28 protein-coding genes and 1 tRNA gene are annotated in these 26859 nt (G+C 68.9%); 15 read left to right on the top strand and 14 right to left on the bottom strand.

Annotated elements, in window-relative coordinates:
• Positions 1-17: 17 nt before the first annotated feature.
• Positions 18-93 (top strand) — tRNA-Phe (locus BLQ76_RS16970).
• Positions 94-313: 220 nt separating this feature from the next.
• Positions 314-1585 carry an MFS transporter gene (locus BLQ76_RS16965; RefSeq protein ID WP_090675719.1) on the top strand — a complete coding sequence of 424 codons (1272 nt, stop codon included), beginning with the start codon at positions 314-316 and terminating at the stop codon, positions 1583-1585.
• A 9-nt stretch (positions 1586-1594) separates the two neighbouring features.
• On the opposite strand, the gene sthA is transcribed toward BLQ76_RS16965, so the two are convergent.
• From sthA to hemC, 7 genes are all read right to left on the bottom strand, one after another.
• A complete protein-coding gene (gene sthA / locus BLQ76_RS16960; RefSeq protein ID WP_090675717.1) occupies positions 1595-3025 on the bottom strand; it encodes a Si-specific NAD(P)(+) transhydrogenase in 1431 nt (476 codons plus the stop codon).
• 88 nt (positions 3026-3113) lie between these two features.
• Positions 3114-3866 carry a glutamine amidotransferase gene (locus tag BLQ76_RS16955; RefSeq protein WP_210184187.1) on the bottom strand — a complete coding sequence of 251 codons (753 nt, stop codon included), beginning with the start codon at positions 3864-3866 and terminating at the stop codon, positions 3114-3116.
• Positions 3867-3909: 43 nt separating this feature from the next.
• Positions 3910-4395, bottom strand: a complete 486-nt coding sequence (locus BLQ76_RS16950) for a tellurite resistance TerB family protein (RefSeq protein WP_090675713.1) — start codon at positions 4393-4395, stop codon at positions 3910-3912.
• A gap of 113 nt (positions 4396-4508) precedes the next feature.
• Positions 4509-5951 carry a heme biosynthesis protein HemY gene (locus tag BLQ76_RS16945; RefSeq protein WP_090675710.1) on the bottom strand — a complete coding sequence of 481 codons (1443 nt, stop codon included), beginning with the start codon at positions 5949-5951 and terminating at the stop codon, positions 4509-4511.
• Position 5952: 1 nt separating this feature from the next.
• Positions 5953-7695 (bottom strand): COG4223 family protein, encoded by a 1743-nt coding sequence (locus BLQ76_RS16940; protein WP_090675708.1) that lies wholly within the window; start codon positions 7693-7695, stop codon positions 5953-5955.
• Between the two features lie 98 nt (positions 7696-7793).
• Positions 7794-8504, bottom strand: coding sequence for a uroporphyrinogen-III synthase (locus tag BLQ76_RS16935; RefSeq protein ID WP_090675706.1), 711 nt, complete (start codon positions 8502-8504; stop codon positions 7794-7796).
• 9 nt (positions 8505-8513) lie between these two features.
• Positions 8514-9440 (bottom strand): hydroxymethylbilane synthase, encoded by a 927-nt coding sequence (hemC, locus tag BLQ76_RS16930; RefSeq protein WP_090675704.1) that lies wholly within the window; start codon positions 9438-9440, stop codon positions 8514-8516.
• Positions 9441-9574: 134 nt separating this feature from the next.
• Here hemC and tsaD point away from each other — a divergent pair, with 134 nt between their 5' ends.
• The 6 genes from tsaD (at position 9575) to BLQ76_RS16900 (ending at position 13604) form a co-directional block, all read left to right on the top strand.
• Positions 9575-10681 carry a tRNA (adenosine(37)-N6)-threonylcarbamoyltransferase complex transferase subunit TsaD gene (gene tsaD, locus BLQ76_RS16925; protein ID WP_244519689.1) on the top strand — a complete coding sequence of 369 codons (1107 nt, stop codon included), beginning with the start codon at positions 9575-9577 and terminating at the stop codon, positions 10679-10681.
• Entirely contained in the window at positions 10678-11691 is a 1014-nt protein-coding gene (locus BLQ76_RS16920; RefSeq protein ID WP_090675699.1) for an NAD(P)H-dependent glycerol-3-phosphate dehydrogenase, read from the top strand. Before tsaD ends, BLQ76_RS16920 begins: the two co-directional genes overlap by 4 nt.
• A 37-nt stretch (positions 11692-11728) precedes the next feature.
• A complete protein-coding gene (locus BLQ76_RS16915) occupies positions 11729-12019 on the top strand; it encodes a YciI-like protein (RefSeq protein ID WP_090675696.1) in 291 nt (96 codons plus the stop codon).
• Positions 12019-12441: an EVE domain-containing protein gene (locus tag BLQ76_RS16910; RefSeq protein WP_090675693.1), complete on the top strand. Its 423-nt coding sequence runs from the start codon at positions 12019-12021 to the stop codon at positions 12439-12441. The genes BLQ76_RS16915 and BLQ76_RS16910 overlap by 1 nt, the downstream gene beginning before the upstream one ends.
• Before the next feature lie 52 nt (positions 12442-12493).
• On the top strand, positions 12494-12715 hold the full coding sequence (locus BLQ76_RS16905; RefSeq protein WP_090675690.1) for a DUF3072 domain-containing protein: 222 nt from the start codon (positions 12494-12496) through the stop codon (positions 12713-12715).
• A gap of 202 nt (positions 12716-12917) precedes the next feature.
• The gene (locus tag BLQ76_RS16900; RefSeq protein WP_090675687.1) at positions 12918-13604 is read left to right on the top strand and encodes a class I SAM-dependent methyltransferase; all 687 of its coding nucleotides are present in this window, start codon (positions 12918-12920) and stop codon (positions 13602-13604) included.
• Here BLQ76_RS16900 and BLQ76_RS16895 read toward each other — a convergent pair.
• Entirely contained in the window at positions 13601-14437 is an 837-nt protein-coding gene (locus tag BLQ76_RS16895; RefSeq protein WP_210184186.1) for a type 1 glutamine amidotransferase, read from the bottom strand. The two genes, BLQ76_RS16900 and BLQ76_RS16895, sit on opposite strands and share 4 nt — an antisense overlap.
• 73 nt (positions 14438-14510) lie before the next feature.
• Positions 14511-14699, bottom strand: coding sequence for a hypothetical protein (locus tag BLQ76_RS16890; protein ID WP_090675685.1), 189 nt, complete (start codon positions 14697-14699; stop codon positions 14511-14513).
• 183 nt (positions 14700-14882) lie between these two features.
• Here BLQ76_RS16890 and BLQ76_RS16885 point away from each other — a divergent pair, with 183 nt between their 5' ends.
• Entirely contained in the window at positions 14883-15518 is a 636-nt protein-coding gene (locus BLQ76_RS16885; RefSeq protein WP_090675683.1) for a glycosyltransferase family 29 protein, read from the top strand.
• A 4-nt stretch (positions 15519-15522) separates the two neighbouring features.
• Here the strand turns inward: BLQ76_RS16885 and BLQ76_RS16880 are convergent, their stop codons facing one another.
• Complete coding sequence (locus BLQ76_RS16880) at positions 15523-16704, bottom strand: YihY/virulence factor BrkB family protein (RefSeq protein ID WP_090675682.1); 1182 nt, start codon at positions 16702-16704, stop codon at positions 15523-15525.
• Positions 16705-16832: 128 nt separating this feature from the next.
• Between BLQ76_RS16880 and BLQ76_RS16875 the strand changes: the two genes are divergently transcribed.
• Positions 16833-17255 carry a metallopeptidase family protein gene (locus tag BLQ76_RS16875; RefSeq protein WP_090675679.1) on the top strand — a complete coding sequence of 141 codons (423 nt, stop codon included), beginning with the start codon at positions 16833-16835 and terminating at the stop codon, positions 17253-17255.
• 3 nt (positions 17256-17258) lie between these two features.
• Here BLQ76_RS16875 and BLQ76_RS16870 read toward each other — a convergent pair whose 3' ends face one another.
• Both BLQ76_RS16870 and BLQ76_RS16865 read right to left on the bottom strand, forming a co-directional pair.
• On the bottom strand, positions 17259-17465 hold the full coding sequence (locus tag BLQ76_RS16870) for a DUF1737 domain-containing protein (RefSeq protein WP_090675677.1): 207 nt from the start codon (positions 17463-17465) through the stop codon (positions 17259-17261).
• On the bottom strand, positions 17462-18361 hold the full coding sequence (locus BLQ76_RS16865; RefSeq protein ID WP_090675790.1) for an HpcH/HpaI aldolase/citrate lyase family protein: 900 nt from the start codon (positions 18359-18361) through the stop codon (positions 17462-17464). The genes BLQ76_RS16870 and BLQ76_RS16865 overlap by 4 nt, the downstream gene beginning before the upstream one ends.
• 132 nt (positions 18362-18493) lie before the next feature.
• Here BLQ76_RS16865 and leuD point away from each other — a divergent pair, with 132 nt between their 5' ends.
• Positions 18494-19099, top strand: a complete 606-nt coding sequence (gene leuD / locus BLQ76_RS16860; RefSeq protein WP_090675675.1) for a 3-isopropylmalate dehydratase small subunit — start codon at positions 18494-18496, stop codon at positions 19097-19099.
• Between the two features lie 33 nt (positions 19100-19132).
• Here the strand turns inward: leuD and BLQ76_RS16855 are convergent, their stop codons facing one another.
• On the bottom strand, positions 19133-21184 hold the full coding sequence (locus BLQ76_RS16855) for a HAMP domain-containing methyl-accepting chemotaxis protein (RefSeq protein ID WP_183193101.1): 2052 nt from the start codon (positions 21182-21184) through the stop codon (positions 19133-19135).
• A gap of 262 nt (positions 21185-21446) precedes the next feature.
• Between BLQ76_RS16855 and leuB the strand changes: the two genes are divergently transcribed.
• Positions 21447-22559 carry a 3-isopropylmalate dehydrogenase gene (gene leuB, locus BLQ76_RS16850; RefSeq protein WP_090675788.1) on the top strand — a complete coding sequence of 371 codons (1113 nt, stop codon included), beginning with the start codon at positions 21447-21449 and terminating at the stop codon, positions 22557-22559.
• A 92-nt stretch (positions 22560-22651) separates the two neighbouring features.
• Here the strand turns inward: leuB and BLQ76_RS16845 are convergent, their stop codons facing one another.
• Positions 22652-24307 (bottom strand): MFS transporter, encoded by a 1656-nt coding sequence (locus BLQ76_RS16845; protein WP_090675671.1) that lies wholly within the window; start codon positions 24305-24307, stop codon positions 22652-22654.
• 292 nt (positions 24308-24599) lie between these two features.
• On the opposite strand from BLQ76_RS16845, the gene BLQ76_RS22685 reads away from it, so the two are divergent.
• The 3 genes from BLQ76_RS22685 (at position 24600) to BLQ76_RS16835 (ending at position 26834) form a co-directional block, all read left to right on the top strand.
• The gene (locus BLQ76_RS22685; RefSeq protein WP_280140077.1) at positions 24600-24731 is read left to right on the top strand and encodes a hypothetical protein; all 132 of its coding nucleotides are present in this window, start codon (positions 24600-24602) and stop codon (positions 24729-24731) included.
• A 265-nt stretch (positions 24732-24996) separates the two neighbouring features.
• On the top strand, positions 24997-26028 hold the full coding sequence (locus tag BLQ76_RS16840; RefSeq protein WP_090675669.1) for an aspartate-semialdehyde dehydrogenase: 1032 nt from the start codon (positions 24997-24999) through the stop codon (positions 26026-26028).
• A 143-nt stretch (positions 26029-26171) separates the two neighbouring features.
• Positions 26172-26834 carry a YiaD family glycine zipper/OmpA-like lipoprotein gene (locus BLQ76_RS16835; RefSeq protein ID WP_090675666.1) on the top strand — a complete coding sequence of 221 codons (663 nt, stop codon included), beginning with the start codon at positions 26172-26174 and terminating at the stop codon, positions 26832-26834.
• Positions 26835-26859: the final 25 nt, after the last annotated feature.

Here is a 26859-nt window from a genome sequence, read left to right as displayed (position 1 = left end):
GCCCTTCTCGCAGAGGCGCCCGGGTAGCTCAGTTGGTAGAGCATGCGACTGAAAATCGCAGTGTCGGCGGTTCGACTCCGTCCCCGGGCACCATCGACCCTTTACCTATCTTCCATCTGCTAGCCGCACCCCAATGCGCTTGTCGGTGCGGGCTGCCGGAACGCGACCGTGGGAAGCGGCTTGCGTGACGCGGCGAGACTGATACAGAAACCATCCGGGTACCTTACCGGTAGGTGGATCGATCCGCCGGCTCGTCGCGCCTCGGCAGACCAGCGCCTTTCCTGCGGTTCGTGAGGCGGTTCGTCCGCCGGAAATGCCGACGCTTGTGACGACATCCACCGAGGCCACCCAGTCCCCGCCCGCCCCGAGCGAGGACAAGTACGCCGCCTTCCGCAACAACCGCTTCCTTCGCTACTGGCTGGCGCGTCTTCTCGCCTCCTTCGCGGTCCAGATCGTGTCGGTCTCGGTCGGCTGGCAGATCTACGCCCTGACGCGAAACCCGCTCGATCTCGGGCTGGTCGGCCTGTGCCAGTTCCTGCCAGCGCTGCTTCTGGTGCTCGTGACAGGCGCGGCCGCGGACCGTTACTCGCGTCGCTGGATCATGGGCCTCTCGATCCTGGTCGAGACGGCCGGTGCCGCTTCGCTTTTGGCGCTTACCTATCTCGAGCTCGTCTCGCCGGTGCCGGTCTTCGTGATCCTGGTGGTGTTCGGTGTAGCGCGCGCCTTCTTCGGGCCGGCGGCCTCGTCGCTGGTGGTCAACCTCGTGTCGCGCGACGAACTCGCCAACGCGATCGCCTGGAACTCCTCGTCCTGGCAGATCGCCTCGATCGTCGGTCCGGTGGCCGGCGGCCTCCTGTACGGGGTGTCCTCGCATCTGGCCTATGGTGTCGCGGTCGCGATGTTCGCCGGTGCCGCGGTCCTGATCCTGTCGATCCGCGTCGCTGCGCAGCGGCGCTCCGAAGAGCCGGCCAGCCTCGACACGGTGGTGGCGGGCTTTCGCTACATCTGGCGCGAGAAGGTCGTGCTCGGCGCGATTTCGCTCGATCTCTTCGCGGTGCTGCTCGGGGGCGCGGTCGCCTTGATGCCGGTCTTCGCGCACGACGTTCTCGACGTCGGCCCATGGGGCCTCGGCCTGTTGCGGGCCGCGCCCGGCATCGGCGCGCTCGTGGTCGCCGTGTTCCTGGCCACCCATCCGATCAAGGACCGGGCGGGCATCGTCATGTTCGTGTTCGTAGCCCTGTTCGGTGTCTTTACGGTCGTCTTCGGCCTGTCGACGACGCCTTGGCTTTCGATCCTCGCCCTGGTTCTGATGGGGGCGGCCGACATGATCTCGGTCTATATCCGCGAGATCCTGCTTCAGCTTTGGACGCCCGACGACGTGCGCGGCCGGGTCAATGCGGTGAATCAGGTCTTTGTGGGCGCATCCAACGAGCTTGGCGAGTTCCGGGCCGGCATCATGGCCGCGCTGATCGGCGCGGTCCCGGCCGTAGTGATCGGAGGGATCGCGACGGTTGCGATCGCCGGTGTCTGGTCGGCGGCCTTTCCGCAGCTGCGCCAGGCGCGCAGCTTGGCCGCTCGCGACTGACCGGTCGCCTCAGGCGACCGGCGCGACCGGGACCGCCGCCGCGGCGGCCGGAGCGAAGGCCCGGTTCCAGGCGTCGAGGCTCGCGATCTTGTAGGCCTCGGCGAGCGTCGGATAGTTGAACGTGTTGTCCAGGAAGTAGTCGATCGTACCCTTGAGGTTCAGGACGGCCTGGCCGATGTGAACGAGTTCGGTCGCGCCCTCCCCCAGGATATGCACGCCGAGCAGACGCCGCGTCTTCTTCGAGAAGATCATCTTCATCATGCCGGTCTCGAGGCCCATGATATGGCCGCGCGAGGTTTCGCGGAAGCGCGCGATGCCCACCTCGTAGGGGATGGCACGCCGACGCACCTCCTCCTCGCTCATGCCCACGGTCGACATCTCCGGCACGGAATAGATGCCGTACGGGAAATACTCGGGCGCCGGCGGCAGCGGCGCTCCGAACGCATGGCACGCGGCGATCCGCCCCTGCTCCATGGAGGTCGAGGCGAGCGACGGGAAGCCGATCACGTCGCCGCTCGCATAGATCCGCGGAACCGCGGTCTGAAGCGTCTTCGGATCCACCGTGATGCGACCGCGATGGTCGCTCGACAGGCCGGCGGCGGGCAGATCGAGACGGTCGGTCGCGCCCATGCGACCGGCCGCGAACAGCAGGATCTCGCTCGCCACGTCCCGGCCCGACGACAGGCGACAGACGGGTCGGCCGGCACCGTCGAACTCCACGCGCTCCACCTTCGAGCCGAGTCGAAGAGCGACGTTGCGGTCGCGCAGTTCGTGCGTGAACTCGTCGATCAGTTCCTTGTCGATGAAGTCGAGGAACGTCTCGCGCGGCTCGATCAGCGTGACCTGCACCTCGAGCGCCGAGAAGATCGTGGCGTACTCGACGCCGATCACGCCGGCCCCGATCACCGTCAGCGAGCGTGGCAACTTCGGAATCGCGAGGATTTCGTCGGAGTCGAAGACGCTGGTCCCGTTGAACGGGACGTAGTCCGGTCGGAAGGGCTGGGTTCCCACCGCGATCAGCGCCGCACCCGGCCGGAAGCAGCGCTCGTCGCCATCCGGCAGGCGAACCGCGATCTCCTCCGACGAGACGAAGCGCGCCTCGCCCTGCATCGTGCGCACGCCGTTGCGGGCGAACTGATGCTCGAGGACGTCGACCTCGTGAGCCAGGGTCTTGGTCATCCGGTCCTGGATATCGCTCGCCGTGATGTCCTGCTTCACCCGATACGAGCGACCGTAGAAGCCGCGCTCGCGCCAACCCGACAGGTTGAGAACCGTCTCGCGCATGGTCTTGGAGGGGATCGTACCGGTATGGACCGATACGCCTCCGACGCGCCGCCTGTCCTCGATCACCAGGACGGAACGGCCGAGCTTGGCGGCCTGGATCGCGGCGCGTCGGCCCGAAGGCCCGCTGCCGATCACGAGGAAATCGGGATTGCTCATGCCGGAGTCTCGCAGCTGCGAAAGAATCTACGCGTCCCTTAGCGCATCAGCCTTTCGCAAACCACGCGGCGTCGTGCAGCGCGACAGCCTAGCGCGACGCCGCCCCGGTTTCGTCGACCCGTCGCCCGAAGATCAGGCCGAGAAAGTCCGTCAGCCAGCGCTTGACCGGCGCGTCGTGGACGGCACGCCCCGAGAAATGCGCCGAACGGCCCTGCGCGCCTGGCAGGGAGAGCCGCGCATGACCGTGTGTCGTCCAGCGATGCATCATGGCGAGCGTCAGTTCCGCATGGAACTGGACACCATAGGCGTTGGGGGCGGCACGGATGGCCTGGTTGGGGAAGCGCTCGTCCCCTTCCGCCAGGAGTTCGATGCCGCGTGGCAGGTCGAAGCCCTCGCGGTGCCACTGGTAGACCATGGGCGGCCAGTCCTGCAGAAGCGCGCGGCCGGTCGGCGTCGAGCGCAGCGGATAGTAGCCGACCTCGACCCAACCGTCGGGGTGTGGTCCCACCGTGCCGCCCAGGTGCTTCACCAGCATCTGCGCGCCGAGGCAGATGCCGAGCAGAGGCCTGTCCTCGCGCAAGGGAACGTCGAGCCAGTCGATCTCCTGTCGCAGGTGCAGCTCCTGGTCGTTGGCGCTCGGCGGTCCGCCGAAGACGATCGCACCGCGATGGCGCTCCAGCGTCGTCGGCAGCTTCTCGCCGAGAACCGGCCGCCGGATGTCGAGCGGAACGCCGGCCGCCTCGAGGATCTGGCCGACGCGCCCCGGCGTCGATGTTTCCTGGTGAAGGACGACGAGGATCGGCCGCGTCTCCCCGGCGTCGATCAACGTGAAGCGCGGAATGGCGTTCAGGCTCGCGGCGATCGGCGGCGGAGCATCGAGTTGGTCAGGCACCCGCCGTCTCCGGGTCCGCCGTCTCGTCTCGATAGCGACCGGCGGCCTCGCGCTTCGTCAGCATGCGATCGCGCGAGGAGACTCCGAGAAGTTCGGAGATGCGCCACACGAGATTGTCCTCCAGCTCGTGCACCTCGCCGTCGACGAACACCATCTCCCACAGGAGTTCGACGAAGCGGACGCGCTGCTCCGCCGAGAGATGACGCATCAGGACGTGGGTGAACTGAAAGAGATCGACCGAGTCGGCATCGGCCGCCTGCCCGGCCGACACCACGGCGCGTGCCGCGTCGGCATCCAATCCGTATTCGCGGCGAAGAAGCGTTCGAAGCGCCTCGCGCTCCGTGGCGCTCGCCGTTCCATCGGCTTCGGCCACATGAAACAGAAGCGCCGCCGCGGCTACCTGCGGGTCGTCGGAGCGATGATGCGCCCCGTCCTCACCCGAGAGCGTTCGCAGGAAATCCTTGAGCGAGTCGAACATGGATCGAATACGCCTTCACGGCAGCGCTTGGAGAACGAGCCGGCGCGAACCGACGCGGGACGGGCGGACGGTGCGAACCCAACCTGTCGCGTCCGTCGCGAGCGCGGCCGGGCTCAGGTGAGGCTTGGCTGATCACGGCGCTCGGTCGCGTCAACGGACGCGGACGACGCCGGTTCCCCGACGGGTGCAAGGCTTTGCGCGTTGCGCGGATAATAGTCCGTCACGCGTCGCATCGGATCGTCGCCGTTCACGGTGCGCTGACCCTGCTCGGTAGGGGCCGGCGTGCCCCAGCGAAAGGCGTCGAGGCGTCCGGTGGCAGGCGAGACCGGCAACCACTGCGAGCTGGTCGCGCCGTCGGCCATCCAGGTCGGGTCCTTGGGCGCCGTGAGCGCTCGTCCCATCCATTGCCGAACCAGCGCCTCATTGCCCGTGTCGGCCTCCTCGATATCGGCCAGGAGCAGGAAGATGGACTCGCGCGGCCCCTTCTCGGCCGCGGCCAGCGCCTCGCGGCGAGCCAAGGCGAAGTCGCGCGCGTCGAGCGCGGCATGGGCGACCGCCAAATGCGATTCGACATGTCCCGGGTGGAGCGCAGCGAGGCTCTGGGCGCGCTTCAGGCGCTCCGTCACCCCGTCGCCCGGGCGCGCATGGATGTACAGGGCCGCGACCTCGGGATGCGGCCCCGCCTTCCAGGATGTTTCCAGAATTCGGGACGCCTTGCGGGCGTCGCCGAGACGGATGAGCGCTCGGGCGGCGACGGTCGCAGCCGGAACCAGATCGGGTGCGAGCTTCTGCGCCTCCACCGCGGCGGCCTTGGAGCCGGTGGGGTCGGCGTCCGCCAGGCTCGCAGCCTTGGCGGTGAGAAGCACGGCGCGCATACGGCGGCTCTCGGTCTTGTCGACGAGGCGGGAGTCGCGTTGCGCCTCCAGGATGCCGAGCGCGCCGTCATAGTCGCCCTGTGTCGCCTTGAGGTCGAGCACGGCGCCCCCTGCCCAGGAGACGTGCGGCGCGATGCGCACGGCGCGTTCCGCATAATGCCGCGCGGCATTCTGATCGCCGAGGCGCTCGGCTTCGAGGTACAGGCCGCGCAGGCCGACCAGCCGGGTCTCCGGATCGCCCTCCAGCGTTTCGAAGATTGAGCGGGCTCGGGCGTGATCCCCCTCCACCAGGGCCGTCTGTGCGTCCAGGAAGCGAAGCATCGGATCGGCTCGGCCCGGCAGCAGCTTCTTGGCACGGTCGGTGTAGCGACGAGCCGTCAACGCGTCGCCGGCTCCGGCCGCGATCATGCCGGCCGACAGCGCGCGATAGCCCTTCTCGCGGCGACGGTCGCCGAAGAAGCGCGCGACGCGGTCCGGCGCCTTGAAGAAACCGCGCACCAGCCAGAACAGGAAGACCGCGGCGGCGACCAGCAGGAGCTCCAGGATCACGAAGACCGTGAACGTCGTCCCGACCTCCTGGCCTTGCCAGACGAGCTGAATGGAACCGGGATGATCGGCGAGCCAGGCAAAACCCAGACCCGCGGCGAGAACGACCAGGAAGAAGGCGAGAATACGCAGCATGTCAGCCCTGCGACGCGGGGGCGCCGATGGCGCTGTTGATGGTCTGGTCGATCAGGCGGTCGGTCTCGACCCGTGCACGGACCTTGGCGGCGAAGTCGCTGGAGGCGGTCTTGGCAGCCTCGGGCAGCGTTTCCCACTGGGTCAGCCAGCCTGCGAAGTCGCCCGACGAAAGGGCCGCGTCCATGCGAGCGACGGTGGCCCCGGGGCCCGGATCGCTCGGCGACACGCTCGATCCCGCCGGACGGACCGTGACGAGCGAGCGCAGTCCCGACAGGACCTGATCGCCGACGTCGCTTGCCGACACCGGAGGACGCACCGCGTCCAAGATCGCCGTTTCCGCGTCGCTCCATTGCGAGGCGAGAGCAGCGGGCGTCGGAACGCCGGCCGCCGCATACTGACGGAGCGCGTCGACGGTCTGCCCCTCGCCTTCCCCACCGCTCGAAGCGAAGCGCTCCAGCTCACCCATGAAGGGCTGGCCGCGGTCGATCGCAGCCTTCAGTCCGGCAGCCGACAGCGCGATCGCGGCGCGCCGGTTGCCGTCCTCGATCGCGGCGAGCCGCTCGCCGAAGGACTGAACCTCGCCGCGCACGGCCTCCACGGCCTGCTGCGCCGCATTGGCCGCCTCGCTCGCGGAACGAGCCGTGTCCACGGCGCCCTGTGCGGTCTGTGTGGCGGCCTGGGCCGTGCCCTGCGCCTCGCCGGCCGTGTTGCGGGCCGCATCGGCTGCGGCCTGCGCCGCATTGGCGGCCTCGCGCGCCTGATCCGCCGTCGACTGGGCTGCGCCGGCCGCCTGCGAGGCGCCCTGCGCGGCGTTCGATGCGTCGCTCGACGACGTGCCCCCGCTCTGGATGGCACGTTCCGCCGCCGTCACGCGATCGGTCAGGGCGGTGAAGTCGGCCGGCGCCACGCCGCTGCCCGCACCGCCGGCAGCCTGCGCGGACTGGAGCTGCTCGACGGTCTCGCGCAGGGTCTGCAGGTCGCCGCGCGCTTGCTGGAGTTCGCCGGCGGCTGCGAACTGTTGCGGATTGATGGCCTGGGCGTTGCGGTCCGGCAGCGTGACGACACCGGTCGACAGAAGGGCTGCACCGCTGGCTCCGACGATCAGCGCCCCCAGAAGACCCGCGCCGAGCAAGGACCCGAACGAGGGTCCGCGCGTCTCGCTCTCGTGCGGGGCGACATAGGGCGCGGCCGGCGGCGGCTCGGCCTCCCGCGACGCGTCGGATACGATCTCGTCGTCCTCGAACTCGCCGAGGTCCCGGCGTGGGGTCGGCTCCGCGACGGTGTCCGGATGAAGCGCTTCGGACGCGGATGGGGTCGGTGCCGCCGCGTCGGCCATCGTGCCGCCGCCGGCCAGAACCGCCTCGGGAACGAGCCCCTCCTCGCGCGCGAACTCGGCTTCCGCGCGCCCTGGCACCGCCGATCGATCCGACCCATCGTCACGCGACCCGACAGGCGGCACCGGCGTATGAAGAACGGGATCCGCATCCTCGGGTGTGGTGGCCGGCACCTCGACCAGAGCGGGCTGGTCGTCGGGACGTTCGGCTGGCGGCTCGACAAAGACGTCGGGATCGCCATCGCGCCGGCTCTCGTCGCCTCCGAACACGGACGGTGGCTCGCCCGATTGGGCCAATACCGTCTCGTCCGCCAGGCCCCCGTCGACGGTCGCGGGCGTCACACGCTCCGCTTCCCCGTCGATCACGGTTTGAGGCTTGCCGCCGCTCGGGCGACGCGGACGATTGGCCATGGAGGAACTCCTTCCTGTCGCGACATTTCGAGCGGTCCGGCGCCCGCCAAGCCATGCCGCCATGATCTAGAGTGGATCGCGCCCGCTGCAACACGGGATCACGGCATCCGGCGCGCTTCTTGCCCGGAGGCCGCGAGTTCGGCAAGGGCCGCCAGCGTCGGTGCGGGTGCCGTCTCAACATCGGTGCGCAGCTCGGGCGGCAGGGCGTCCCGTATGCGCGGCGACAGGCACAGGAGGCGGACGGTGCCGATGCGGGACACGAAAGCCGGAAGGCAGACCGCCTGCGCGACCGAGAGAACGAGGACGCCGTCGATCGGCCCAACGCGCAGCAGGCCGTCGATCTCCCCGCGATCCGGCGCGCGCAGACGCGTGTCGTAGACCTCGGCGGTACGCAGCGCGATGCCGATCTCGGCAAAGCCCGCTTCGGTTTCAGGATGGCGAACGCGGCCGGCGGCATACAGTATGGGGCGGTGATCCTCGTTCACGATCTCGCGTGCGATCGGGAGAAGCGTGCGGGCGTCCCCTCCGCCGACCCTCACGTCCCTCCAGCCCGCGTCCCGGAGCGCGAGTGCCGTACGCGGTCCGACCGCGAGCGCCGGAAGGCCCTGAAGCGACGGCTGCGCACCGAGCCAGGGCGCTGCATGAGCGCTGGTCGCCATCACGGCGGCAAAGGGTCCGTCCGGCAGACCGGCCGGAAGCGCGACGATCTCCTGAAGTGGGAGAAGGACCACCTCCTGCCCATGCGCGGCGAAGATCTCGCCAAGGCGCGAGGCATCCTCTTCCGCGCGCAGCGACAGGAAGCGCGCCACCCGATCCTCCTACCAGCCCTCGAAGAAACGCTCCCCGGCCGCCGCACGAAGGCGCCGTCCGGCCTCCCGGCCCAGGCGCTCGGCGTCCGCCCCCGCGCCCGTCTCGCGCGTCTCGTGCACCTGCATCCCATCCGGGGTCAGGATCAGGCCGTGAAAGCGCAACGCCTCCCCCTCGAGATGGGCGTAGCCGGCGATCGGCGTGCGGCACGATCCATCGAGGACGGCGAGAAAGGCGCGCTCGGCCAGAAGCGCCCGATGCGTCGGGGCGTCGTCGATCGGCTGCAAAAGCCGACGCGTCGCCTCGTCGTCCGCGCGCGTCTCCACCGCGATCGCGCCCTGGCCGGGCGCCGGCGGAAACAGATCGAGGGGCAGGACTTCGGTAGCCGCGGCTTCCGCTTCCAGGCGCTTCAAGCCTGCAAGGGCCAGCAGCGTACCGTCGACCTCGCCCGCCTCCAGCTTGGCAAGGCGCGTCTGGACGTTGCCGCGCAGGATGCGCAGCGTCAGATCGGGTCGCAGCCGGCGCAGGAGTGCCTGACGCCGCAGGGAGGCCGAACCGACCACAGCGCCTTGCGGCAGATCCACGATGCGCGGCCCCGCGCGGCCGACGAACACGTCGCGCACATCCTCGCGCGGCAGATAGGCGGCGATCGTCAGCTTGTCCGGCAGGCGGGTCGCCATGTCCTTGGCCGAGTGCACGGCCAGATCGATGCGCCCGTCCAGAAGCGCTTCCTCGATCTCCTTGGTGAAGAGCCCCTTGCCGCCGACCTCCGAAAGCGGCCGGTCCTGGATGCGATCTCCGCTTGTCGAGATCACGGTGACGGCGAAATCCGTCTCGGGCCGGCCGGACGAACGGCAAAGGCGGTCGCGCACCTCGTGCGCCTGCGCGAGGGCGAGGCGACTGCCGCGCGTACCGATGCGGATGGGGGTCGTGGTCATGGCGCCCTCACTCGCCCATCGCGTCCCGGAGGGCAAGCGGGGGACTCGAGTGGGATGGCAAGGCGGCTGGCGTTCGCGCACGCCGGGTCCTATGTCGAGCGCGACTTTTTCCCATGCCGTGCGAGGTTTATCGCGTGTCCGAACCCACCCCATCGCTCTCCGCCCTCGTTCTCGGCATCGAGACGAGCTGCGACGAGACGGCGGCGAGCGTGGTCGGCCGCGGCGCCGACGGGCGGGCCGTGATCCTGTCGAACGTCGTGCTCAGCCAGATCGAGGAGCATGCGGCCTTTGGCGGCGTCGTACCCGAGATCGCCGCGCGCGCCCATGCCGACGCGATCCAGGGCGTGATCGGCGCGGCCCTGCACGAGGCAGGCACGACGCTGGATCGGATCTCGGCCGTCGCGGCGACCAGCGGGCCCGGGCTCGTCGGCGGGCTGATCGTCGGCGCGCTGGCCGGCAAGGCGATCGCCGCCTCGCGCGGCCTGCCCTTCCTGGCGGTGAACCACCTCGAGGGCCACGCGCTGACGCCGCGCCTCACCGATGGCGTCCGTTATCCCTACCTCGTGCTGCTCGTCTCGGGCGGGCACACGCAGATCCTTCTCGTCTCGGGACCGGGCGGCTTCGAGCGCTGGGGCTCGACCATCGACGATGCGCTCGGCGAAGCCTTCGACAAGACCGCCAAGCTTCTCGGGCTCGGCAGTCCCGGTGGCCCCGCCGTGGAGCGGCGGGCCGCGACCGGTGATCCCGGCCGCTTTCCCTTGCCTCGGCCGATGCGCGGCGAGCGTCGCCTCGACTTCTCGTTTTCCGGCCTGAAGACGGCGGTTCGGCAGGTGGCGGAGCGGCATGCGCCCCTGGCCCCCCAGGATGTCGACGATCTCTGCGCGTCGTTCCAGATGGCCGCGGCCGAGAGCGTCGCCGACCGCGTCAATCTTGCGCTGGAGCGATTGCGCGAGCGCTTCCCCGACGCGTCCGACCTTGTGCTCGCCGTGGCGGGCGGGGTCGCCGCCAACGGCGCGATCCGCAACGCGCTGGAACGGCTCTGTGCGCGGCATGGCGTGCGCCTCGTCGCCCCGCCCTTGAGCCTGTGCACGGACAACGGCGCGATGATCGCCTATGCCGGACTGGAGCGGTTGGAGATGGGCCGCTCCGACCCGCTCGACGCGCCGGTCCGCCCGCGTTGGCCCCTCGACGAGGCGGCCGCGCCGATCATCGGCTCGGGCCGACGGGGAGCCAAGGCATGAGCCGGACGGCGGTGGTGGGGGCTGGCGCCTGGGGCACGGCTCTGGCGGCCCTGCGAGCGCGTGACGGCGAGCGGGTGCATCTTCTGGGGCGCGACGCCGCCATGGTCGCCGAGATCAACCGGACGCGGCGCAACCCCCGCTATTTGCCGGGAATCGAACTGCCCGAAGCGCTGGCGGCAACGGTTGATCCGGCTGAAGCGCTGGGCCATGCGACGACGGTGCTGCTGGTGACGCCCGCCCAAACGCTGCGTGAGGTCGCCGCCTCGCTGGCGCCTCACCTGGCGCCCGCTGCGCGTCTCGTCCTGTGTTCCAAGGGCATCGAACGCGCGACCGGCCTTTTCGCGTCCGCCGTGGTGCGGGACACGCTGCCCGACAACCCCATCGCCGTCCTGTCGGGTCCGAGCTTTGCCGATGACGTGGCGCGCGGGTTGCCGACCGCGGTCACGTTGGCCGCCGAGGACGAGCGCCTCGCCGACGAGCTCGCGCAGGCGCTGTCCGGTCCGAGCTTCCGTGTCTACGCCCATGCCGACGTGCTCGGCGTCGAGGCGGGTGGCGCGCTCAAGAACGTCCTGGCGTTGGCGGCTGGCGCGGCGGCTGGCCTCGGGCTCGGCGCCTCGGCGGGCGCGGCCATCGTGACGCGCGGTTTCGTGGAACTGCGGCGGCTCGGCGAGGCGCTCGGGGCGCGTCCCGAGACGCTGATGGGCCTCTCGGGTCTGGGCGATCTCGTCTTGACCTGTTCGGGCACCCAATCGCGCAACTTTCGCTACGGCCTAGCCATGGGCAGGAGCGAACCCCTGGATGCCCTGCCGCTTGCCGAGGGTGTCCATTCCGCCGCGATCGCCCGCCGCCTGGCGCGCGAGCGGGGCATCGAGGCCCCCATCATCGAGGCGGTCGCGGCGATCCTGGAAGACCGGATGCCGGTTCGCGAGGCGGTGGCCTCGCTTCTCGCGCGTCCGCTGCGGCGCGAGTTCGACGAGAGGCGGATTGAACCGCCGCTCCCGGTCTTCTAGACGCGGGCATCGATCAACGCGCCACCGAGGTCTTCCGATGCTGTTCGCCCTTCTCTGCGAGGACCGCCCCGATGCCGGCAGCCTGAGGGCCGAGACCCGCACGGAACATCTGGCCCACCTGAAGGCGCTCGGCTCCACCTTGCGCTTTGCCGGACCCTTCCTCGACGAGACCGAGAAGCCGGTCGGTAGTCTGCTTGTGGTGGAGGCGGAGAGCCGCGAGGCGGTCGAGGCGCTGGCAGCGCAGGACCCCTACGCCCGAGCCGGCCTCTTCCAGTCCGTCACGGTGCGGCGATGGAACTGGACCGTCAACAATCCGGACGCCGCCTGATGGCCTACTGGTTGTTCAAGTCCGAACCCTTCAAATGGTCGTTCGCCGACCAGTTGGCCTGCGGCGAGGCCGGCACCGAATGGTCGGGCGTGCGCAACTATCAGGCCCGCAACTTCATGAGCACGATGCAGCTCGGCGAGCGTGGCTTCTTCTACCATTCTAACGAGGGCAAGGAGATCGTCGGGCTGGTCGAGGTCTCGGAGCTGGCTCATCCGGACTCGACCAGCGACGACCCGCGCTGGACCTGCGTCGACATTCGTGCCCTTCGCGCGCTGCCCAAGCCGGTCACGCTGGAAGAGGTGAAGCGCACCGCGGAGCTGGCCGCCATGATGCTCGCCACCAACTCGCGCCTGTCGGTGCAGCCGGTGACCGAGCACGAGTTCTGGACCGTGTGCCGCATGGGCGGCCTCGACGGCGACTAGGGAACCACATTGGATCAGGAACGTTTAGGGAACAAATCAATGGAGTGTTCCCATGTCCAACGCCAATCCCAAGGTCGAGGCCCCGTCCAATGCCGAGAAGGATCCTGATACCTGGACCACCGGCGGCGAGCCGATGACGGGTGCACAGGCCTCCTACCTTCAGACGTTGTGCGAGGAGACGGATCATGCGTTCAATCCGGAGATGAATAAGGCCGATGCCTCGAAGCTGATCGACGAGCTCCAGGGCCAGAGCAAGCGTCTCAAGGACGCCTGAGCCCCGAACCGAGCCGTCCTCTCGACCCGCCGACCGGCCCTCCGGTTGGCGGGTCGTTGCGTTTTCGGGTCTACGACAGGAAGCCGAGGAACCAGAGTATCAGGATGATCGGGATCGGAATGCCGATCAGCCAGAGAAGACCGCCCTTAAGCATGATGCCGAACTCCTTATACCCGGTGGCTTTCGGCAACAGGACGATGCTTTGAGCGGTTCCGAACGAGATCCGGTCGCGGCCAACGAACGGACGCCGCACGAGGCCTTCGTTCTGGCCAACACCCGCGCATCCCCCCTGCCGAGCCTTCCCTCGATCCGGCTGCGGCAGGCGGAAGAGGCGCACGACCTCTGGCATCGCACCGAACGCGAACTCGAAACCGCCGGCCTGCCCCCGCCCTTCTGGGCCTTCGCCTGGGTTGGGGGACTGGGTCTTGCGCGCTTCATCCTGGACGAGCCGCACCATGTGAGGGGCCGACGGGTGCTCGACTTCGCGACCGGTTCGGGGCTGGTGGCGATTGCGGCCGCGCAGGCCGGCGCGCGCGAGGTGACGGCCTGCGACACCGATCCGTTCGCGCAAGCGGCCGCACGGCTCAACGCGGCGGCGAACGCCGTCGCCCTAGAGATCGACGCCGGTGACCGGATCGGCGGCCAGGTGGACGCCGACATTCTTCTGGCCGGCGACGTGTTCTACGACGCCGCGTTCGCCGCCCGGCTGGTTCCCTGGTTCGATACGCTCGCGCGGGCGGGTTGCGAGGTGCTGGTGGGCGATCCCGGACGCGCCTACGCACCGGGTCCGCGCCTCGTTCGCTTGGGCGAGCGAGAGGTCCCGGCCTCCGCCGCGCTGGAGGACGCAGACCGGAAGACCGTTACGATCTGGCGCTGGCGCAGTTCCTAGCGGCCCGCCAGGTGATTAAGAAAGTTGCGGATCTCGCGACGGCGGCGCTCCGCGTCGGTCACCTCGCGGTCGAGGCCGAGGCGCCAGGCCAGATCGCGTCGGTCAGGCTCGCGGCCAAGCGTTTCCACGAGATCGGCATAGTCCGAAACCTCGGACGGCTCGCGCGCGAGCCCCTCCTCCACGAGGTCCTCCGCTTGGGAGCGCAGGCTGGCGGCGATCTCTTCGAGCGACAGTTCGGGGTGGTACTGGACACCCCAGAACACCCCGTCGCCGCGGCGGATCTCGATCGCTTCGACCGGCGTGTCGACGGTTCCCGCCAGGACCCGGGCACCGTCTGGCAGGCGCACGACCTCGCTGGAATGCATGGCCGGCGCGTCCCAGGACAAAGGTCGGCCCGCCAGTAGCGGATGTCCGCGTCCCGCGTCGGTCGGCGCTATATGGCGTACGAAGGCGGCCTCCATGCGCGGCTTGCGCGGACGCACCCGTCCTCCCGCGGCTACGGCTGCGATCTGGAGTCCGGCACAGGATCCGAACGACGGCAGTCCCGCGTCGAAGACCTCTAGCGCGAAGCGCGCGGCTGAACGCGTATCCTCGTCTTCGTCATGCATCTGGATCGGCGAGCCGGCGAAGATCACCGCATCGAACCCCGCCATCTCCGCCTGCGACGGGGTCGCCTCCTCCGACAGGCAGGAGACGAGTCGGCATTCGATCTCGGGCGCCATGGCGCGCAACGTCTCGCGGTAGCTCTCGGCCGAAGACGCGCCGGAACGCTTTCGGCGCGCCTCGCGCTCGTCACGCGTCTCGCTGCCGACCATCAGGATTCGGAGTGTCATGGGGCAGCGTTCCTAGGAGTCTTTTGGAGCCGCCGGCACAGGCCGGCGGCAAGGGTCGTGCTGGGGCGGGCCGTCAGGCCTCGTCGGCTTCCTCGGTCGCTTCCAGCATGCGGTCGATCTCGTCGGCGATGACGTCGAGCTGCTCGCGCGTGGCCTGCAGCTCCAGCGTTCCGCCCTCGCTGTCGGAGATGTGGAGGGTGGCGGTCTCGCCGTCGTCGGCGATCTTCACCTGGAATTCGGCAAGCGTCTTGGCCTTGGCCATGCGGGACGTCTCCATCGCGGTTGAGCCAGCCCAACGTACCGGCAACGGGTTGGCTCCCTTCGGATCCGAAAAGGTCGCAGGCCACCTGCGCAGTGTTCTGGGGACAAGTTGATCCGGACCGCTTGGCGGATCGGACCGCCGCCCGATCTAAGCGCGCCCGCCGCCCTTTCGAACACGGACGCGATGTTCGCCGAGATCGACTTCCCACGACGTCTGAATCCGCCCCCTGCCGAGGTCGCCATCGTGGGAAACGCGCCCGGAGCGGACGACCATGCCGGGGCGATCGACGCCGCCGACTGGGTGGTGCGCTTCAACAACGCGGCCGGCTTCGGCGGTCCCGCCGGACGGCGCACGACCCATCTCGCGCTCGTCAATCGGGGCGGTCAGATGCGCGAATGGTTGGAGGACCGAGCATTCACGCAGCGCCCGCTTCTGACCGGGGCCGGATCCTTTCTTCTTCCCTTCCCGCCGGACGCGGGCCGCGCGCACGCGGCTTCGGCGGATGGCCGTGACTGGACCCGGCCCGCCATGCGGACGCTTCGTGCGCTCGGCCGTCCGGTCCGGCTCCTGCCCCACGCGTTGCACCGCCAGGCGCGGCACTGCCTGCGCGCCGAGCATGGCGCAGAGGAACCGAACCCCTCGACGGGATTCCTCGTGGCCTTCCATATCCACCGGCAACTGCGCGGGACAGAGACGCGCATCCGCATCTACGGCTTCGGTTTCGCCGGCTGGCCGGGCCACCCTTGGGCCGCCGAGCGGGACTGGTTCGCCGCCCGCGAGCGCGAGGGTTCCCTCCGCCTCGTGCCGATCAACGGCTGACGCGTCATCCGCGAGCCTTGCCGAGCGTGTCGGCCATCCGGGCGCCGCGCGCGCCCATCGGCCGACCGGGCGGATGCGTCGTGTCGCGGGCCGTCTGGTGCTCCAGCTCGGCATTGAGCTCGGCTCCCAAGAGGACGACGATGGTCGATATCCAGATCCAGGTCATGAAGCCGATCGCGGCGCCCAGCGACCCGTAGGTCTCGTCGTAGGAGCCGAAGTTCTGGACGTACCACGAGAAGAGAAGCGAGAAGGCGACCCAGAGGAGGGCCGCAACCGCCGCGCCCGGCGAGATCCAGCGCCAGCGGGCCGCCCGGCGGCTGGGACCGTTGCGGTAGACCACCGACAGCGCAAGCGCGACCAGCAGGAGAAGCACGGGCCAGCGCAGCCAGAGAAGCCAGCTCTCGATCGAGCCGAGATGCAGGAACTTCAGGATCACCGGCAGGACGACCACCGCCGCCAGGAGCAGGATCAGGACGATGAGCGTGCCGATCGTGTAGCCGAGCGTGACCAGAGTCAGGCGAACGAACGACCGCTTCTCCTCCTCTTCGTAGACGATGTTCATCGCGTCGAAGAGCGTCTTCATGCCGGCGTTCGCGCTCCAGAGCGCGATGCCCAGGCCGAGCAGGAGGCCGAAGCCGAGTTTCTGGTCGGGCTGGCTGGACAAGCGCGTCATCTGCTCGCCGATGATCGCCGTGGCACCGCCTGGCAGAAAGGCCGACAGGGAGTTGACCTGTTCCGCGATGTCGGCGCGCGAGGTGAACAGGCCATAGATCGAGACCAGCGCGGTGATCGCGGGGAACAAGGCGAGGAGGACGTAGAACGTCACGCCGGCCGCCACGAGCATCAGTCGGTCGCGGGAAAATTCTTCGTAGGTACGCCACAAAATATCGAGCCAGCCGGCGGCCGGAACCTCGGTCGGGCTCCTCGCGTCCCGCCCGCGACCGGCCGTGCTCACGCGATCGTCACCGGGCCGATCCTTGGATGGCGGCTCCTCGCCGATACCGGGCGCCCGCGCCGGCTGAACGCCAAAGGCTGCTTCCTCGTCGCCGTCCGAACCGCGGCGACGACGTCCCGCCAGAAAGCTGGCCAGGGCAATTCCGCCTGCGGAAACAAGGCCCAGCGCGATATCGCCCGCCTGCGTCGGCCGGGTCCGGTTACGATCATATCTGGGGAAGCGTGAGCTCATGCGCGTCGTGCCCGGTTCTCTGTCGTGCGGCGCCGGAGACGCGGGTCGGCATGGGTCGACGGCGGCCCTTGCCCGCCCGTGGTCCGGCGAGGCAGAAGATGGTCCGACGCGACCGGAAGGAAACCGCCATGGGCCAGTTGGATCAGCGCAACGGCTGGAGCCGGAGGCTCGCGCCGAGCCTCGAGGAGATCGAGGCGCTGGCACTGGAAGCCTATGCCCAGCTACCGGCCGAGTTCCGCGCGCTGTCGGGCGAGATCCGCTTCCACGTCGCCGACTTCCCCACCGACGACGTGGTGGAGGAGATGAGCCTCGAGTCGCCCTTCGACATTCTGGGACTCTTCGAGGGGCGCCCAATCGGGGCGCTGGACACGCCGCAGACCGGAGAGTTTCCGAACCGGATCCTTCTTTATCGCCGCCCGATCCTCGACTACTGGGCCGAGCACGAGGAGAGCCTCGGCACGCTGGTCGCCCATGTGCTGATCCACGAGATCGGCCACCATTTCGGCCTGTCGGACGCCGACATGGAGGCGCTCGAGGACCAGACCGACTGACGGCTACTGCTCGCCGAGCTTCATCGCGGGATCGTAGTCGCGCCCCTCGACGACCTTGGTCACGGGCTGGGCGCACTTCATGACGCCCTCCTTGGCATCGAAGGCGTAGGCCGGCGATCCCGCCAGGTCCCAGCCCTTGGACAGGGCGAGCGAGACCTTGTGGCAGAAGGCGGCGTCGTCGACGCCGGTCAGAAGGCGATAAAGCTTCAAGACGGGGACTCCTCGTCGGATTGATCGATCTGGCGCGCCAGCGCAGCGCGCGCCAGCAACCGCTCGGCCTGCTCGAGATGAAGGCGCTCCACCATGCGGCCGTCGAGGCGGATCACGCCGCGACCGGCGTAGACCGGATCGGCGAAGGCCGCCCGGATCGCTTCCGCCCGGCGCATCTCGTCCTCGCTCGGCCGGAACAGCTGGTTGGCGGGCGGGATCTGCGTGGGGTGTATCAGCGTCTTGCCGGCCAAGCCCATGGCACGCCCCTGCACGCACTCGGCGCGAAAGCCGGGCTCGTCGCCGAAGTCGTTGAAGACGCCGTCCAGCACCGGCACGCCGTAGGCGGCGCCCGCCACGATCACGGGTCCGAGGAACGGCATGAGCTCGGCGCGGCCCGGCGAAACGACGAGATCGGCCGAAAGCGCGAGATCGTTCGGCCCGAGCACCAGGGCGCCGGGCCGCCAACGCCCCGGGACGCCCGCGATGGCGGCAGATGCGAGGACCCCGTGCGGCGTCTCGATCATCGCCCACAAGCGCATCGTGTCGGGGGCGTCGGCCTGGACCAGCGCTTCCCCGGCCTCTTCCAGGTCCTGCGGTCCCGAGACCTTGGGAAGGAGAACGGCGTCGGCCCGCACGGCGCGCGCCATAAGCAGGTCTTCCGTCCCCTCCCGGCTTTGAAGCGGGTTGATGCGCACCACGCGCAGGGCGCGGCCCTTGGGCGTCGCGCGCAGGTAGTCCCGCAGGCGCTCGCGCGCCGCGTCCTTCTCCGCCGGCGCGGCGGAGTCTTCCAGATCGAACAGGAGGGCGTCGGCCTTGAGGTTCGCGGCACGCGCCAGCGCTCGCGCATTGCCGGCGGGCACGAACAGGGCGGAGCGAAGAAGAGGAGCGTCGAGCATGGGCCGGCGTGTCTTGCCGCAGCGGCGCGTCGCCTTCAAGGGCCCGGCCGGCGTTCGGCGTCAGGCTTCCGCTGCCGGGACGCCGGGTGTAACGAGGCCGGACCGAGTGCCAAGAGGAGCTTCAGGAAGTCCATGCAGAAGTTCGACCATCTGACGGGCGTGGCCGCGCCGCTGCCGATCCTCAACGTCGACACCGACATGATCATTCCGAAGGACTACCTGAAGACGATCCGGCGCACCGGGCTGGGGGTCGGCCTGTTCGCCAACATCCGCTATCGCGAGGACGGTTCGGAGGATTCCGAGTTCGTGCTGAACAAGCCGGCCTACCGCCAGGCCGAGATCCTGGTCGCGGGCGACAACTTCGGTTGCGGATCCTCGCGCGAGCACGCGCCCTGGGCGCTGCTCGACTTCGGCATCCGCTGCGTGATCTCGACGAGCTTCGCCGACATCTTCTACAACAACTGCTTCAAGAACGGCATCCTGCCGATCCGCGTCTCGCCCGAGGAGCTGCACGCCCTCCTGGCCGATGCCGAGAAGGGCGCGAACGCCAAGCTGACGGTGGATCTGGCGACCCAGGAAATCCGCCGCCCCGACGGCGGGGTGGTGCATTTCGAGATCGACGCCTTCCGCAAGCACTGCCTGTTGAACGGCCTCGACGACATCGGGCTCACACTGGAGCGCGAGGGCGACATCGGCGCCTTCGAGGCAAGAAACGCAGCCGCCCGCCCCTGGGCTTGAGCCGGGGCGGGCGGAGATCGGCGCGGCCTCTGATCAGGCGCTGAGGCGCTCGAAGCCCGCGTCGTCCTCGAGGTCGAGCGCAAAGCCCTCGGCCGGTGCCGCGCGGCGGGCTGTCTGGGCGCGGGGCTGAAACTCGCGGATGTCGGCCTTCGGGGCGGCGACGGGCGCGGGCGGCATCGCCACGGCACGCGGTTCGGCAGGGGTCTCCGTCGTCTCGTCGGTGCGGAAGAAGCCGACCTGCTCCGACAGATGACCGGCCTCGGCGGAAAGTTCGCCGGCGGTGGCCGCCATCTGGTTGGCGGCGCCGGCATTGGCCTGCGTGACCTGGTCGAGCTGGACGATGGCCTGGTTAATCTGCTCGATGCCCACCGACTGCTCGCGGCACGCCGCCGAGATCTCCGAGATGAGCTCGTCCGTGCGCTGGATCGTGGGAACCAGCACCGACATCTTCCGGCCGGCCTCGGCCGTGAGGTCGAGCGTCGAGAGCGACAGGCTCTCGATCTCGATAGCGGCGGCCTGCACCCGTTCGGCCAGCTTCCGGACCTCGGAGGCGACCACGGCGAACCCCTTGCCGTGCGCACCCGCGCGGGCGGCCTCGATCGCCGCGTTCAAGGCCAGAAGGTCGGTCTGCCGGGCGATCTCGCGGATGTCGCGCACCTTGGCCGAGACGCTCTCCATCGCGGTCGCGGCCTTCGCGGCGCTGGTCCCCACCTCGCTCGCCAGGACGCTGGCCTGCTTGGCCATCTTCTCGGTCTGCGAAGCGTTGTCGGCGTTCTGGCGGATGTTGGCGGTCATCTCCTCCAGCGCGGCCGAGGCTTCCTCGGAGGCGGCGGCCTGCTCGGTCGAGCCGGACGAGAGCTGGTCGGCGGTCGTCGCCGACTGCGAGGAGCCGGAGGCGACCTGGGCAGCCGACTGGCGGACTGAGGCGACGATCTCGCCAAGATGCGCCGACATCGCGCCCATGGCGCGCTGGAGATCGCCGATCTCGTCGCGCGAGACGCTCTCGGTACGGGCCGTGAGGTCGCCCTCGCCGATCCGCTCGGCCAGCGCCGTCGTCCGGCGCAGCGCGTTCGAGAGCGAGCGGCCCAGCCCGTAGGCGACGATGGCCCCCAGAAGAACCGCGCCGGCGCCCAGAGCGATCATCCACAGGCGTGTCTGGTCGTAGGCCGAGGCGGTCTCGGCGACGTAGTCCGTCGCGATCTGCCGCTCGATCTCGGACTGCTTGTCGATCAGCGTCTCGAAGGCGAGCGCGGCGGGGCGAACCTCCTGCGTGTTCTGCAGCATCGCTTGGCTCGACGTGTTGCGCGCGCCCAGCGCCACCCATCCGTCCATCATGTCGCGGAACGAGGCCCAGGTCGCGGCCATCTTCTCGACGCGCGGTTGCGCGGCGGCATCCGCGGCGCTGCGGATCTGCGTGACATAGGCGTCGAACTGCGTGCGACGGGCCTTGTAGCTCGCCTCCAGCGTCTTCAGCTTGTTGCCGTCGCTTTCCAGGAGAACCTGCGTCGACACGAAGCGGGCTTCCGGAAACTTCGCCTGCATGTCGGACAGCGTCGCCTGCGCGATCTGCGTCAGGGGGCTCGCCGGCATGTTGCGGAACACGGCGCGCAGCTGCGTCAGCATCGTCTCCAGGCTCTTGCCGGTCGGCTCGGCCTTGGTCATCGCGCGGATCGCGTCGGAGCGGTCCGTCGCACGGGCGCTCGGCAGCGTGGCGTCGACCGTGGTTTGGAGCGCCTGCAGAGAGGCCACGAGTTCGGCGCCCTGCGCCTGGCGTTCCGCCGGAAGCTTTTGGGCATAGCTCTCGACGGCGCGCGAAAGCTCCTCGCGTGCGCCGGCCATGCGTGCGTCGATCTCGCCGATCTCCTGGGCGTCGTCGGAGGCGATCATGTCCAGGATGGACAGGCGCGTGCGGGTTTCCAGCGTTCGGATGGCGTCGAGCGCCTGGACGCGGGCGAAGGAACCGGAGGCGAAATCGTCGGCTTCGCGGTTCGAGACCGACAGGGTGTGAATGCCCAGCGCGCTGGTCGCGCCCAGCATCGCGAGCACGACGGCAAAGCCCGCCGCCAGCTTCCAGCGTATGGTCAACCTCAAGGCGCAACTCCCCCAACGATCCCGGTGCGGCCTCGGCGGCAAAGCCGGGCGGCACGACACGTGAGACCATCTGACCGGCTGCTCCTTACCGGCCGATTTCCGCCGGTCGGCGCGCACGCGGCAATCCCGACGCTTGGTCAAGAAACGGTTGCGGTCTCGCCCCCGACCGTCCTTGCCGCAGGGAACGCGGACCGCTACGACCCGCGCGACCGGATCGGACAGCCGCGTCCGGCAGCGCTGAAAGGAACGATCCTCCATGGCCGCACGCAAGCTCCTCCTCCTGCCGGGCGACGGCATCGGCCCCGAGGCCATGGCGGAAGTCGACAAGGTTCTCGCCGTGCTCGCGCGCGCCGGCTCGCCCTTCGAGACCGAGACGGCGCTGGTCGGCGGCGCCGCCTACGATGCGCATGGGCAGGCGATCTCGAACGACCACATGGCGCTGGCCATGGATGCCGATGCGGTGCTCTTCGGCGCGGTGGGTGGACCCAAATGGGACAGCGTACCCTATGAGGTGAGGCCCGAGGCGGGTCTCCTGCGCCTGCGCAAGGACATGGCGCTGTTCGCCAATCTGCGCCCGGCGATCTGCTATCCGGCGCTGGCCGACGCGTCCTCGCTCAAGCGCGAGCTCGTCGACGGACTCGACATCCTGATCGTGCGCGAGCTGACCGGCGGCGTGTACTTCGGGTCCCCGAAGGAGATCGTGGACCTCGGCGAGGGACAGAAGCGCGGCGTCGACACGCAGGTCTACGAGACCTATGAGATCGAGCGCATCGCGCGCGTCGCCTTCGAGCTGGCGCGCACGCGGCACGGCAAGGTCACCTCCATGGAGAAGCGCAACGTCATGAAGACGGGCGTCCTGTGGAACGAGGTGGTCAGCCGCGTCGGGCGCGACGAGTACCGCGACGTCCGCCTCGACCACATGCTGGCCGATGCCGGCGGCATGCAGCTCGTCCGCAGTCCCAAGCAGTTCGACGTGATCGTCACCGACAACCTGTTCGGCGACATGCTGTCCGACATCGCGGCCATGCTCACCGGCTCCCTGGGCATGCTGCCCTCTGCCTCGCTCGGTGCGCCCGACGCGAACACCGGGCGACGCCGCGCCCTCTACGAGCCCGTCCACGGCTCGGCGCCCGACATCGCCGGCCGGGGTCTGGCCAACCCGATCGCCATGATCGCCTCGCTGGCGATGATGCTGCGCTACTCGTTCGAGATGACGCACGAGGCCGAGGCGCTGGAGCGCGCGATCGCGGCCGTTCTGGAAGCGGGAACGCGCACGGCCGACATCATGGCGCCGGGATGCCGCCAGGTCGGCACGGGCGAGATGGGCGACGCCGTGGCCGCGCGCTTCGAGCGGCTTCTCGACGCCTGACGCTCGCGCGAGCCGGCTTCTTGATGCGAAACCGCCGCCCCGGACGACAATCCGGGGCGGCGGTTTCAGCTTGAGCGGTCGAGACCGGCGGTTCAGTCCGCCAGATCGACGTTCCGACGCTCGCGCACGAACAGGACGCCGATCACGACCGTCAGAAGCGCGAAGAAGACCGGGTACCAGAGGCCCGCGAAGATATCGCCCGTGGAGGCGACGATCGCGAAGGACGTGGCCGGAAGCAGGCCGCCGAACCAGCCGTTGCCGATATGGTAGGGCAAGGACATGGCGGTATAGCGGATGCGGGTCGGGAAGAACTCCACCAGCGCCGCGGCGATCGGGCCGTAGACGATCGTCACGTAGATCACCATCACCGTCAGGATCAGGATGACCTTGAGCGCCTGCACCGAGCCGAGAGCCGAGAAGAAGCCGTCGACCTTCACCTTGGCCGGGTCGTTGGCGGCGGGATAGCCGGCCGCGACCATGGCGGGACCGAGCGCGGCGGTGAAGCCGGCCGAGTCCGTGAAGGCGATCGGCGTGCCGCCGTTGACGACGAGCTGGGCCGGCGTGCCGGCGGGCGCGTCGACCTGCGTGTAGCGGTAGGCCTGCTGGGACATCGTGCGACGCATCACGTCGCAGGGGCTCGTGAAGGTCCGCACGCCCACCGGGTCGAACAGCGAACCGCAGGTCGCGGGGTCGGCGACGACCTCGGCGCGCACGGTCTCGATCGCGTTCGCATAGGTCGGGTTGGCGGCCGTGGTCAGCGCCTGGAACAGCGGGAAGTAGGTCGCCGCCGCCAGGAGGCAGCCGGCCAGGATCACGGGTTTGCGACCGATCCGGTCCGACAGCGAACCGAACACGAGGAAGAAGGGCGTTGCGATGATCAGCGCCCAGGCGATCAGGACGTTCGCCGTCAGAAGATCGATCTTCAGGACCGTCTGAAGGAAGAACAGCGCGTAGAACTGGCCGGTGTACCAGACCACGGCCTGGCCGATCACGAGCCCGAACAGGGCGATCAGGACGATGCGACCGTTGCGCCAGTTTCCGAAGGCCTCCGACAGCGGTGCCTTGGACTGGGTGCCCTCCTCCTTCATCTTCTGGAAGATCGGCGACTCGTGCATCTGCAGCCGGATGTAGATCGAGATGATCAGGAGCACGATCGACAGAAGGAAGGGAACGCGCCAGCCGCCCTCGAGCCCGAAGAACAAGGGCTGCGTCGAGGCGAAGGCCTCCTCGCCCATGTTGACGCGCAGGGTCACGATCACCGCCAGCGACAGGAGAAGACCCATCGTTGCCGTGGTCTGGATCCAGGCGGTGTAGAAGCCGCGCCGGTTACGGGGCGAGTGCTCCGCCACGTAGACCACCGCGCCACCGTATTCGCCGCCCAGCGCCAGGCCCTGCGCCATGCGCAAGAGAACGAGGATGATGGGAGCGGCGATGCCGATCTGCTCATAGCCCGGCAGAAGGCCGACCGCGAAGGTCGACAGGCCCATGATGAGGATCGTCAGGAGGAAGGTGTACTTGCGGCCGACGAGATCGCCGAGCCGCCCGAAGACCAGCGCGCCGAACGGGCGAACCAGGAAGCCGGCGGCAAATGTCAGAAGGGCGAAGATCGCCTGCGTGGCCGGCGGGAACTGCGAGAAGAACTGCTTGCCGATGATCGCGGCCAGCGTTCCGTACAGATAGAAGTCGTACCACTCGAAGACCGTGCCGAGCGAGGAGGCGATGATCACCTTCCGCTCGCGCTTGGTCATGGGTGCGCGTATGGGAGCGGCTTCGGCCCCCGCTGGATATGTCGACACTCTCTTCTCCTCCCGCCGTCGCGTCGTGACGGTTTCTTGCGCATTCTCCCGATGCGGCGGCCTACGGTAAACGCTTCGTCAACGATTGGAAGCGCCCTGCCCCATTTTCGCCGGGATTCGCACAAGCCCGTCCAGAATCCGGCCTGTCACCATTTCGTGCGATGGCGAAGACCCGGAGCCACTACCGGAACCCACGGCGCGCTAGCGCATTGTTTGCGCAGAGGAACGTCAAACGGAGCAGATCATGATTCGCGGAATCATCAAGGCCGTCCTGGTGGGTTGGATCAGCAAGAAGATCGCCGAGCGCGGCGCGCGTCGGAGCCTCGGTCCGCAGACCGCCGGCTACCCCGACCGCCGCGACTGGCGCCGGAGCTAAGGGTCGACCGCTCGGCTCGCCGGACGCATCGACAGAGTTGAGGGGCAGCCCGCGTGGGCTGCCCTTTCGTTTATCGCACCAGCACGATGGTGGTCGCGGTGTTGCGCATCGACGATTGACACGTCGACGACACCGGGCGCATAGGCTCGGCTCCATGACCACGCTCACGAAAACCACGATTACGATCTGACCGCCTCGTCCCGAACGCCCCCGGGACGGGTGGCGAGCGCATGGCCGGTTCCGGGGCGAAGGCTAAGGTCAGACGATGGGTTACAAGGTGGCGGTGGTCGGCGCGACAGGCAATGTCGGCCGCGAGATGCTCAACATCCTCGAGGAGCGCGGCTTCCCGGCCGACGAAGTGGTGGCCCTCGCCTCTCGCCGCTCGCAGGGCACCGAAGTCTCCTTCGGCGACAAGACCCTCAAGGTGAAGTCGCTCGACACCTACGACTTCTCGGGCACCGACATCTGCCTCATGTCGGCCGGCGGATCGGTCGCCAAGGAATGGGCCCCGCGCATCGGCGCCAAGGGTTGCGTCGTGATCGATAACTCCTCGGCCTTCCGCTACGACGCCGACGTGCCGCTGGTGGTGCCTGAGGTGAACGCCGACGCGGTGAAGGGCTTCACAAACCGCTACATCATCGCCAACCCGAACTGCTCGACGGCCCAGCTCGTGGTGGCCTTGAAGCCGTTGCACGACCGCGCGACGATCAAGCGCGTCGTGGTGTCGACCTACCAGTCGGTCTCGGGCGCGGGCAAGGACGGCATGGACGAGCTCTTCGAGCAGAGCCGCGCCGTGTTCGTCGCCGATCCCACCACGAACAAGAAGTTCACCAAGCGCATCGCCTTCAACGTGATCCCCCACATCGACGTCTTCATGGAGGACGGCTCCACGAAGGAGGAGTGGAAGGTGATGGCCGAGACCAAGAAGATGCTGGATCCCAAGATCAAGGTGACCTGCACGGCGGTCCGCGTGCCGGTCTTCATCGGGCATTCCGAGGCGGTCAACATCGAGTTCGAACAGCCGATCACGGCGGACGAGGCGCGCGATATCCTGCGCGAGGCGCCGGGCTGCCTCGTGATCGACAAGCAGGAGGACGGCGGCTACATCACGCCGATCGAGACCGCGGGCGAGGACGCGACCTATATCAGCCGCATCCGCGAGGACCAGACGCTCGAGAACGGGCTCAACATGTGGATCGTGGCCGACAACCTGCGCAAGGGCGCGGCGCTGAACGCCATCCAGATCGCGGAGCTTCTCGTGAACCGCAAGCTGCTCGGCGCCAAGGCCGCCGCCTGACGATCCTTGTGGCCGGGCGGCAACGCCCGGCCACCATTCGTCTCGCCAGCCCCAATCCAGCCCCGACTGTTGTCTAGCGCCGGAACGCGAACAACACGGCGCCGCCTGATAGGGCGACGCCTTTCGGCTGGATCAAAGACGCCATGAAGAAGCTGCTTCTCGTTTTCGCCGCGACCTCGATGCTCGCCGGCTGCACGACGGATCCCTACACGGGCGAGCAGAAGATCTCGAACACGGCCGGAGGCCTGGGCATCGGCGCGGGTGCCGGCGCGCTCGGCGGCTACCTCGTCGGCCGTGCGACAGGCTCCGATCCCGGTCGCGCGGCGCTGATCGGCGCCGGCATCGGCGCGATCGGCGGCGGCGGCATCGGCGTCTACATGGACCGCCAGGAGGCGGACCTGCGCGCCCAGTTGCAGGGCACCGGCGTCTCGGTGACGCGCGACGGCGACCGCATCATCCTCAACATGCCCTCCAACATCACCTTCGCCACGAACCAGGACCAGGTGCGCTCGGAATTCTATCCGACGCTCCAGTCGGTCGCGATCGTCCTCAACAAATACGACCGCTCCATCGTGGACGTCGCCGGCAACACCGACAATGTGGGCGGCGAAGGCTACAACTTCGCCCTGTCGCAGCGGCGCGCCTCGTCGGTCTCGCAGTTCCTGGCGAGCCAGGGCGTCAACCCGCGTCGCCTGAACACGCAGGGCTACGGCATGAGCCGCCCCATCGCCTCCAACAACACCGAAGAAGGTCGCGCGCTCAACCGTCGCGTCGAGATTTCGATCTCGCCCCTTCAGGCGGGCTGATCCGGTCAAGCGGACCGCCCGCGCC

The sequence above is a fragment of the Aureimonas jatrophae genome, from assembly GCF_900104035.1.
GTDB classification, from domain to species: domain Bacteria; phylum Pseudomonadota; class Alphaproteobacteria; order Rhizobiales; family Rhizobiaceae; genus Aureimonas; species Aureimonas jatrophae.
This window is presented reverse-complemented; position numbering and strand designations above follow the sequence as displayed.

What these genes read in the sequence shown, in the direction of transcription:
- BLQ76_RS16965 (WP_090675719.1), top strand. Translation starts at nt 314, where the DNA reads ATGCCGACGCTTGTGACGACATCCACCGAGGCCACCCAGTCCCCGCCC.
- sthA (WP_090675717.1), bottom strand. Translation starts at nt 3,025, where the DNA reads ATGAGCAATCCCGATTTCCTCGTGATCGGCAGCGGGCCTTCGGGCCGA.
- BLQ76_RS16950 (WP_090675713.1), bottom strand. Translation starts at nt 4,395, where the DNA reads ATGTTCGACTCGCTCAAGGATTTCCTGCGAACGCTCTCGGGTGAGGAC.
- BLQ76_RS16945 (WP_090675710.1), bottom strand. Translation starts at nt 5,951, where the DNA reads ATGCTGCGTATTCTCGCCTTCTTCCTGGTCGTTCTCGCCGCGGGTCTG.
- BLQ76_RS16940 (WP_090675708.1), bottom strand. Translation starts at nt 7,695, where the DNA reads ATGGCCAATCGTCCGCGTCGCCCGAGCGGCGGCAAGCCTCAAACCGTG.
- hemC (WP_090675704.1), bottom strand. Translation starts at nt 9,440, where the DNA reads ATGACCACGACCCCCATCCGCATCGGTACGCGCGGCAGTCGCCTCGCC.
- BLQ76_RS16920 (WP_090675699.1), top strand. Translation starts at nt 10,678, where the DNA reads ATGAGCCGGACGGCGGTGGTGGGGGCTGGCGCCTGGGGCACGGCTCTG.
- BLQ76_RS16915 (WP_090675696.1), top strand. Translation starts at nt 11,729, where the DNA reads ATGCTGTTCGCCCTTCTCTGCGAGGACCGCCCCGATGCCGGCAGCCTG.
- BLQ76_RS16910 (WP_090675693.1), top strand. Translation starts at nt 12,019, where the DNA reads ATGGCCTACTGGTTGTTCAAGTCCGAACCCTTCAAATGGTCGTTCGCC.
- BLQ76_RS16905 (WP_090675690.1), top strand. Translation starts at nt 12,494, where the DNA reads ATGTCCAACGCCAATCCCAAGGTCGAGGCCCCGTCCAATGCCGAGAAG.
- BLQ76_RS16895 (WP_210184186.1), bottom strand. Translation starts at nt 14,437, where the DNA reads ATGACACTCCGAATCCTGATGGTCGGCAGCGAGACGCGTGACGAGCGC.
- BLQ76_RS16890 (WP_090675685.1), bottom strand. Translation starts at nt 14,699, where the DNA reads ATGGCCAAGGCCAAGACGCTTGCCGAATTCCAGGTGAAGATCGCCGAC.
- BLQ76_RS16885 (WP_090675683.1), top strand. Translation starts at nt 14,883, where the DNA reads ATGTTCGCCGAGATCGACTTCCCACGACGTCTGAATCCGCCCCCTGCC.
- BLQ76_RS16880 (WP_090675682.1), bottom strand. Translation starts at nt 16,704, where the DNA reads ATGAGCTCACGCTTCCCCAGATATGATCGTAACCGGACCCGGCCGACG.
- BLQ76_RS16875 (WP_090675679.1), top strand. Translation starts at nt 16,833, where the DNA reads ATGGGCCAGTTGGATCAGCGCAACGGCTGGAGCCGGAGGCTCGCGCCG.
- BLQ76_RS16865 (WP_090675790.1), bottom strand. Translation starts at nt 18,361, where the DNA reads ATGCTCGACGCTCCTCTTCTTCGCTCCGCCCTGTTCGTGCCCGCCGGC.
- leuD (WP_090675675.1), top strand. Translation starts at nt 18,494, where the DNA reads ATGCAGAAGTTCGACCATCTGACGGGCGTGGCCGCGCCGCTGCCGATC.
- leuB (WP_090675788.1), top strand. Translation starts at nt 21,447, where the DNA reads ATGGCCGCACGCAAGCTCCTCCTCCTGCCGGGCGACGGCATCGGCCCC.
- BLQ76_RS16845 (WP_090675671.1), bottom strand. Translation starts at nt 24,307, where the DNA reads ATGACCAAGCGCGAGCGGAAGGTGATCATCGCCTCCTCGCTCGGCACG.
- BLQ76_RS22685 (WP_280140077.1), top strand. Translation starts at nt 24,600, where the DNA reads ATGATTCGCGGAATCATCAAGGCCGTCCTGGTGGGTTGGATCAGCAAG.
- BLQ76_RS16840 (WP_090675669.1), top strand. Translation starts at nt 24,997, where the DNA reads ATGGGTTACAAGGTGGCGGTGGTCGGCGCGACAGGCAATGTCGGCCGC.
- BLQ76_RS16835 (WP_090675666.1), top strand. Translation starts at nt 26,172, where the DNA reads ATGAAGAAGCTGCTTCTCGTTTTCGCCGCGACCTCGATGCTCGCCGGC.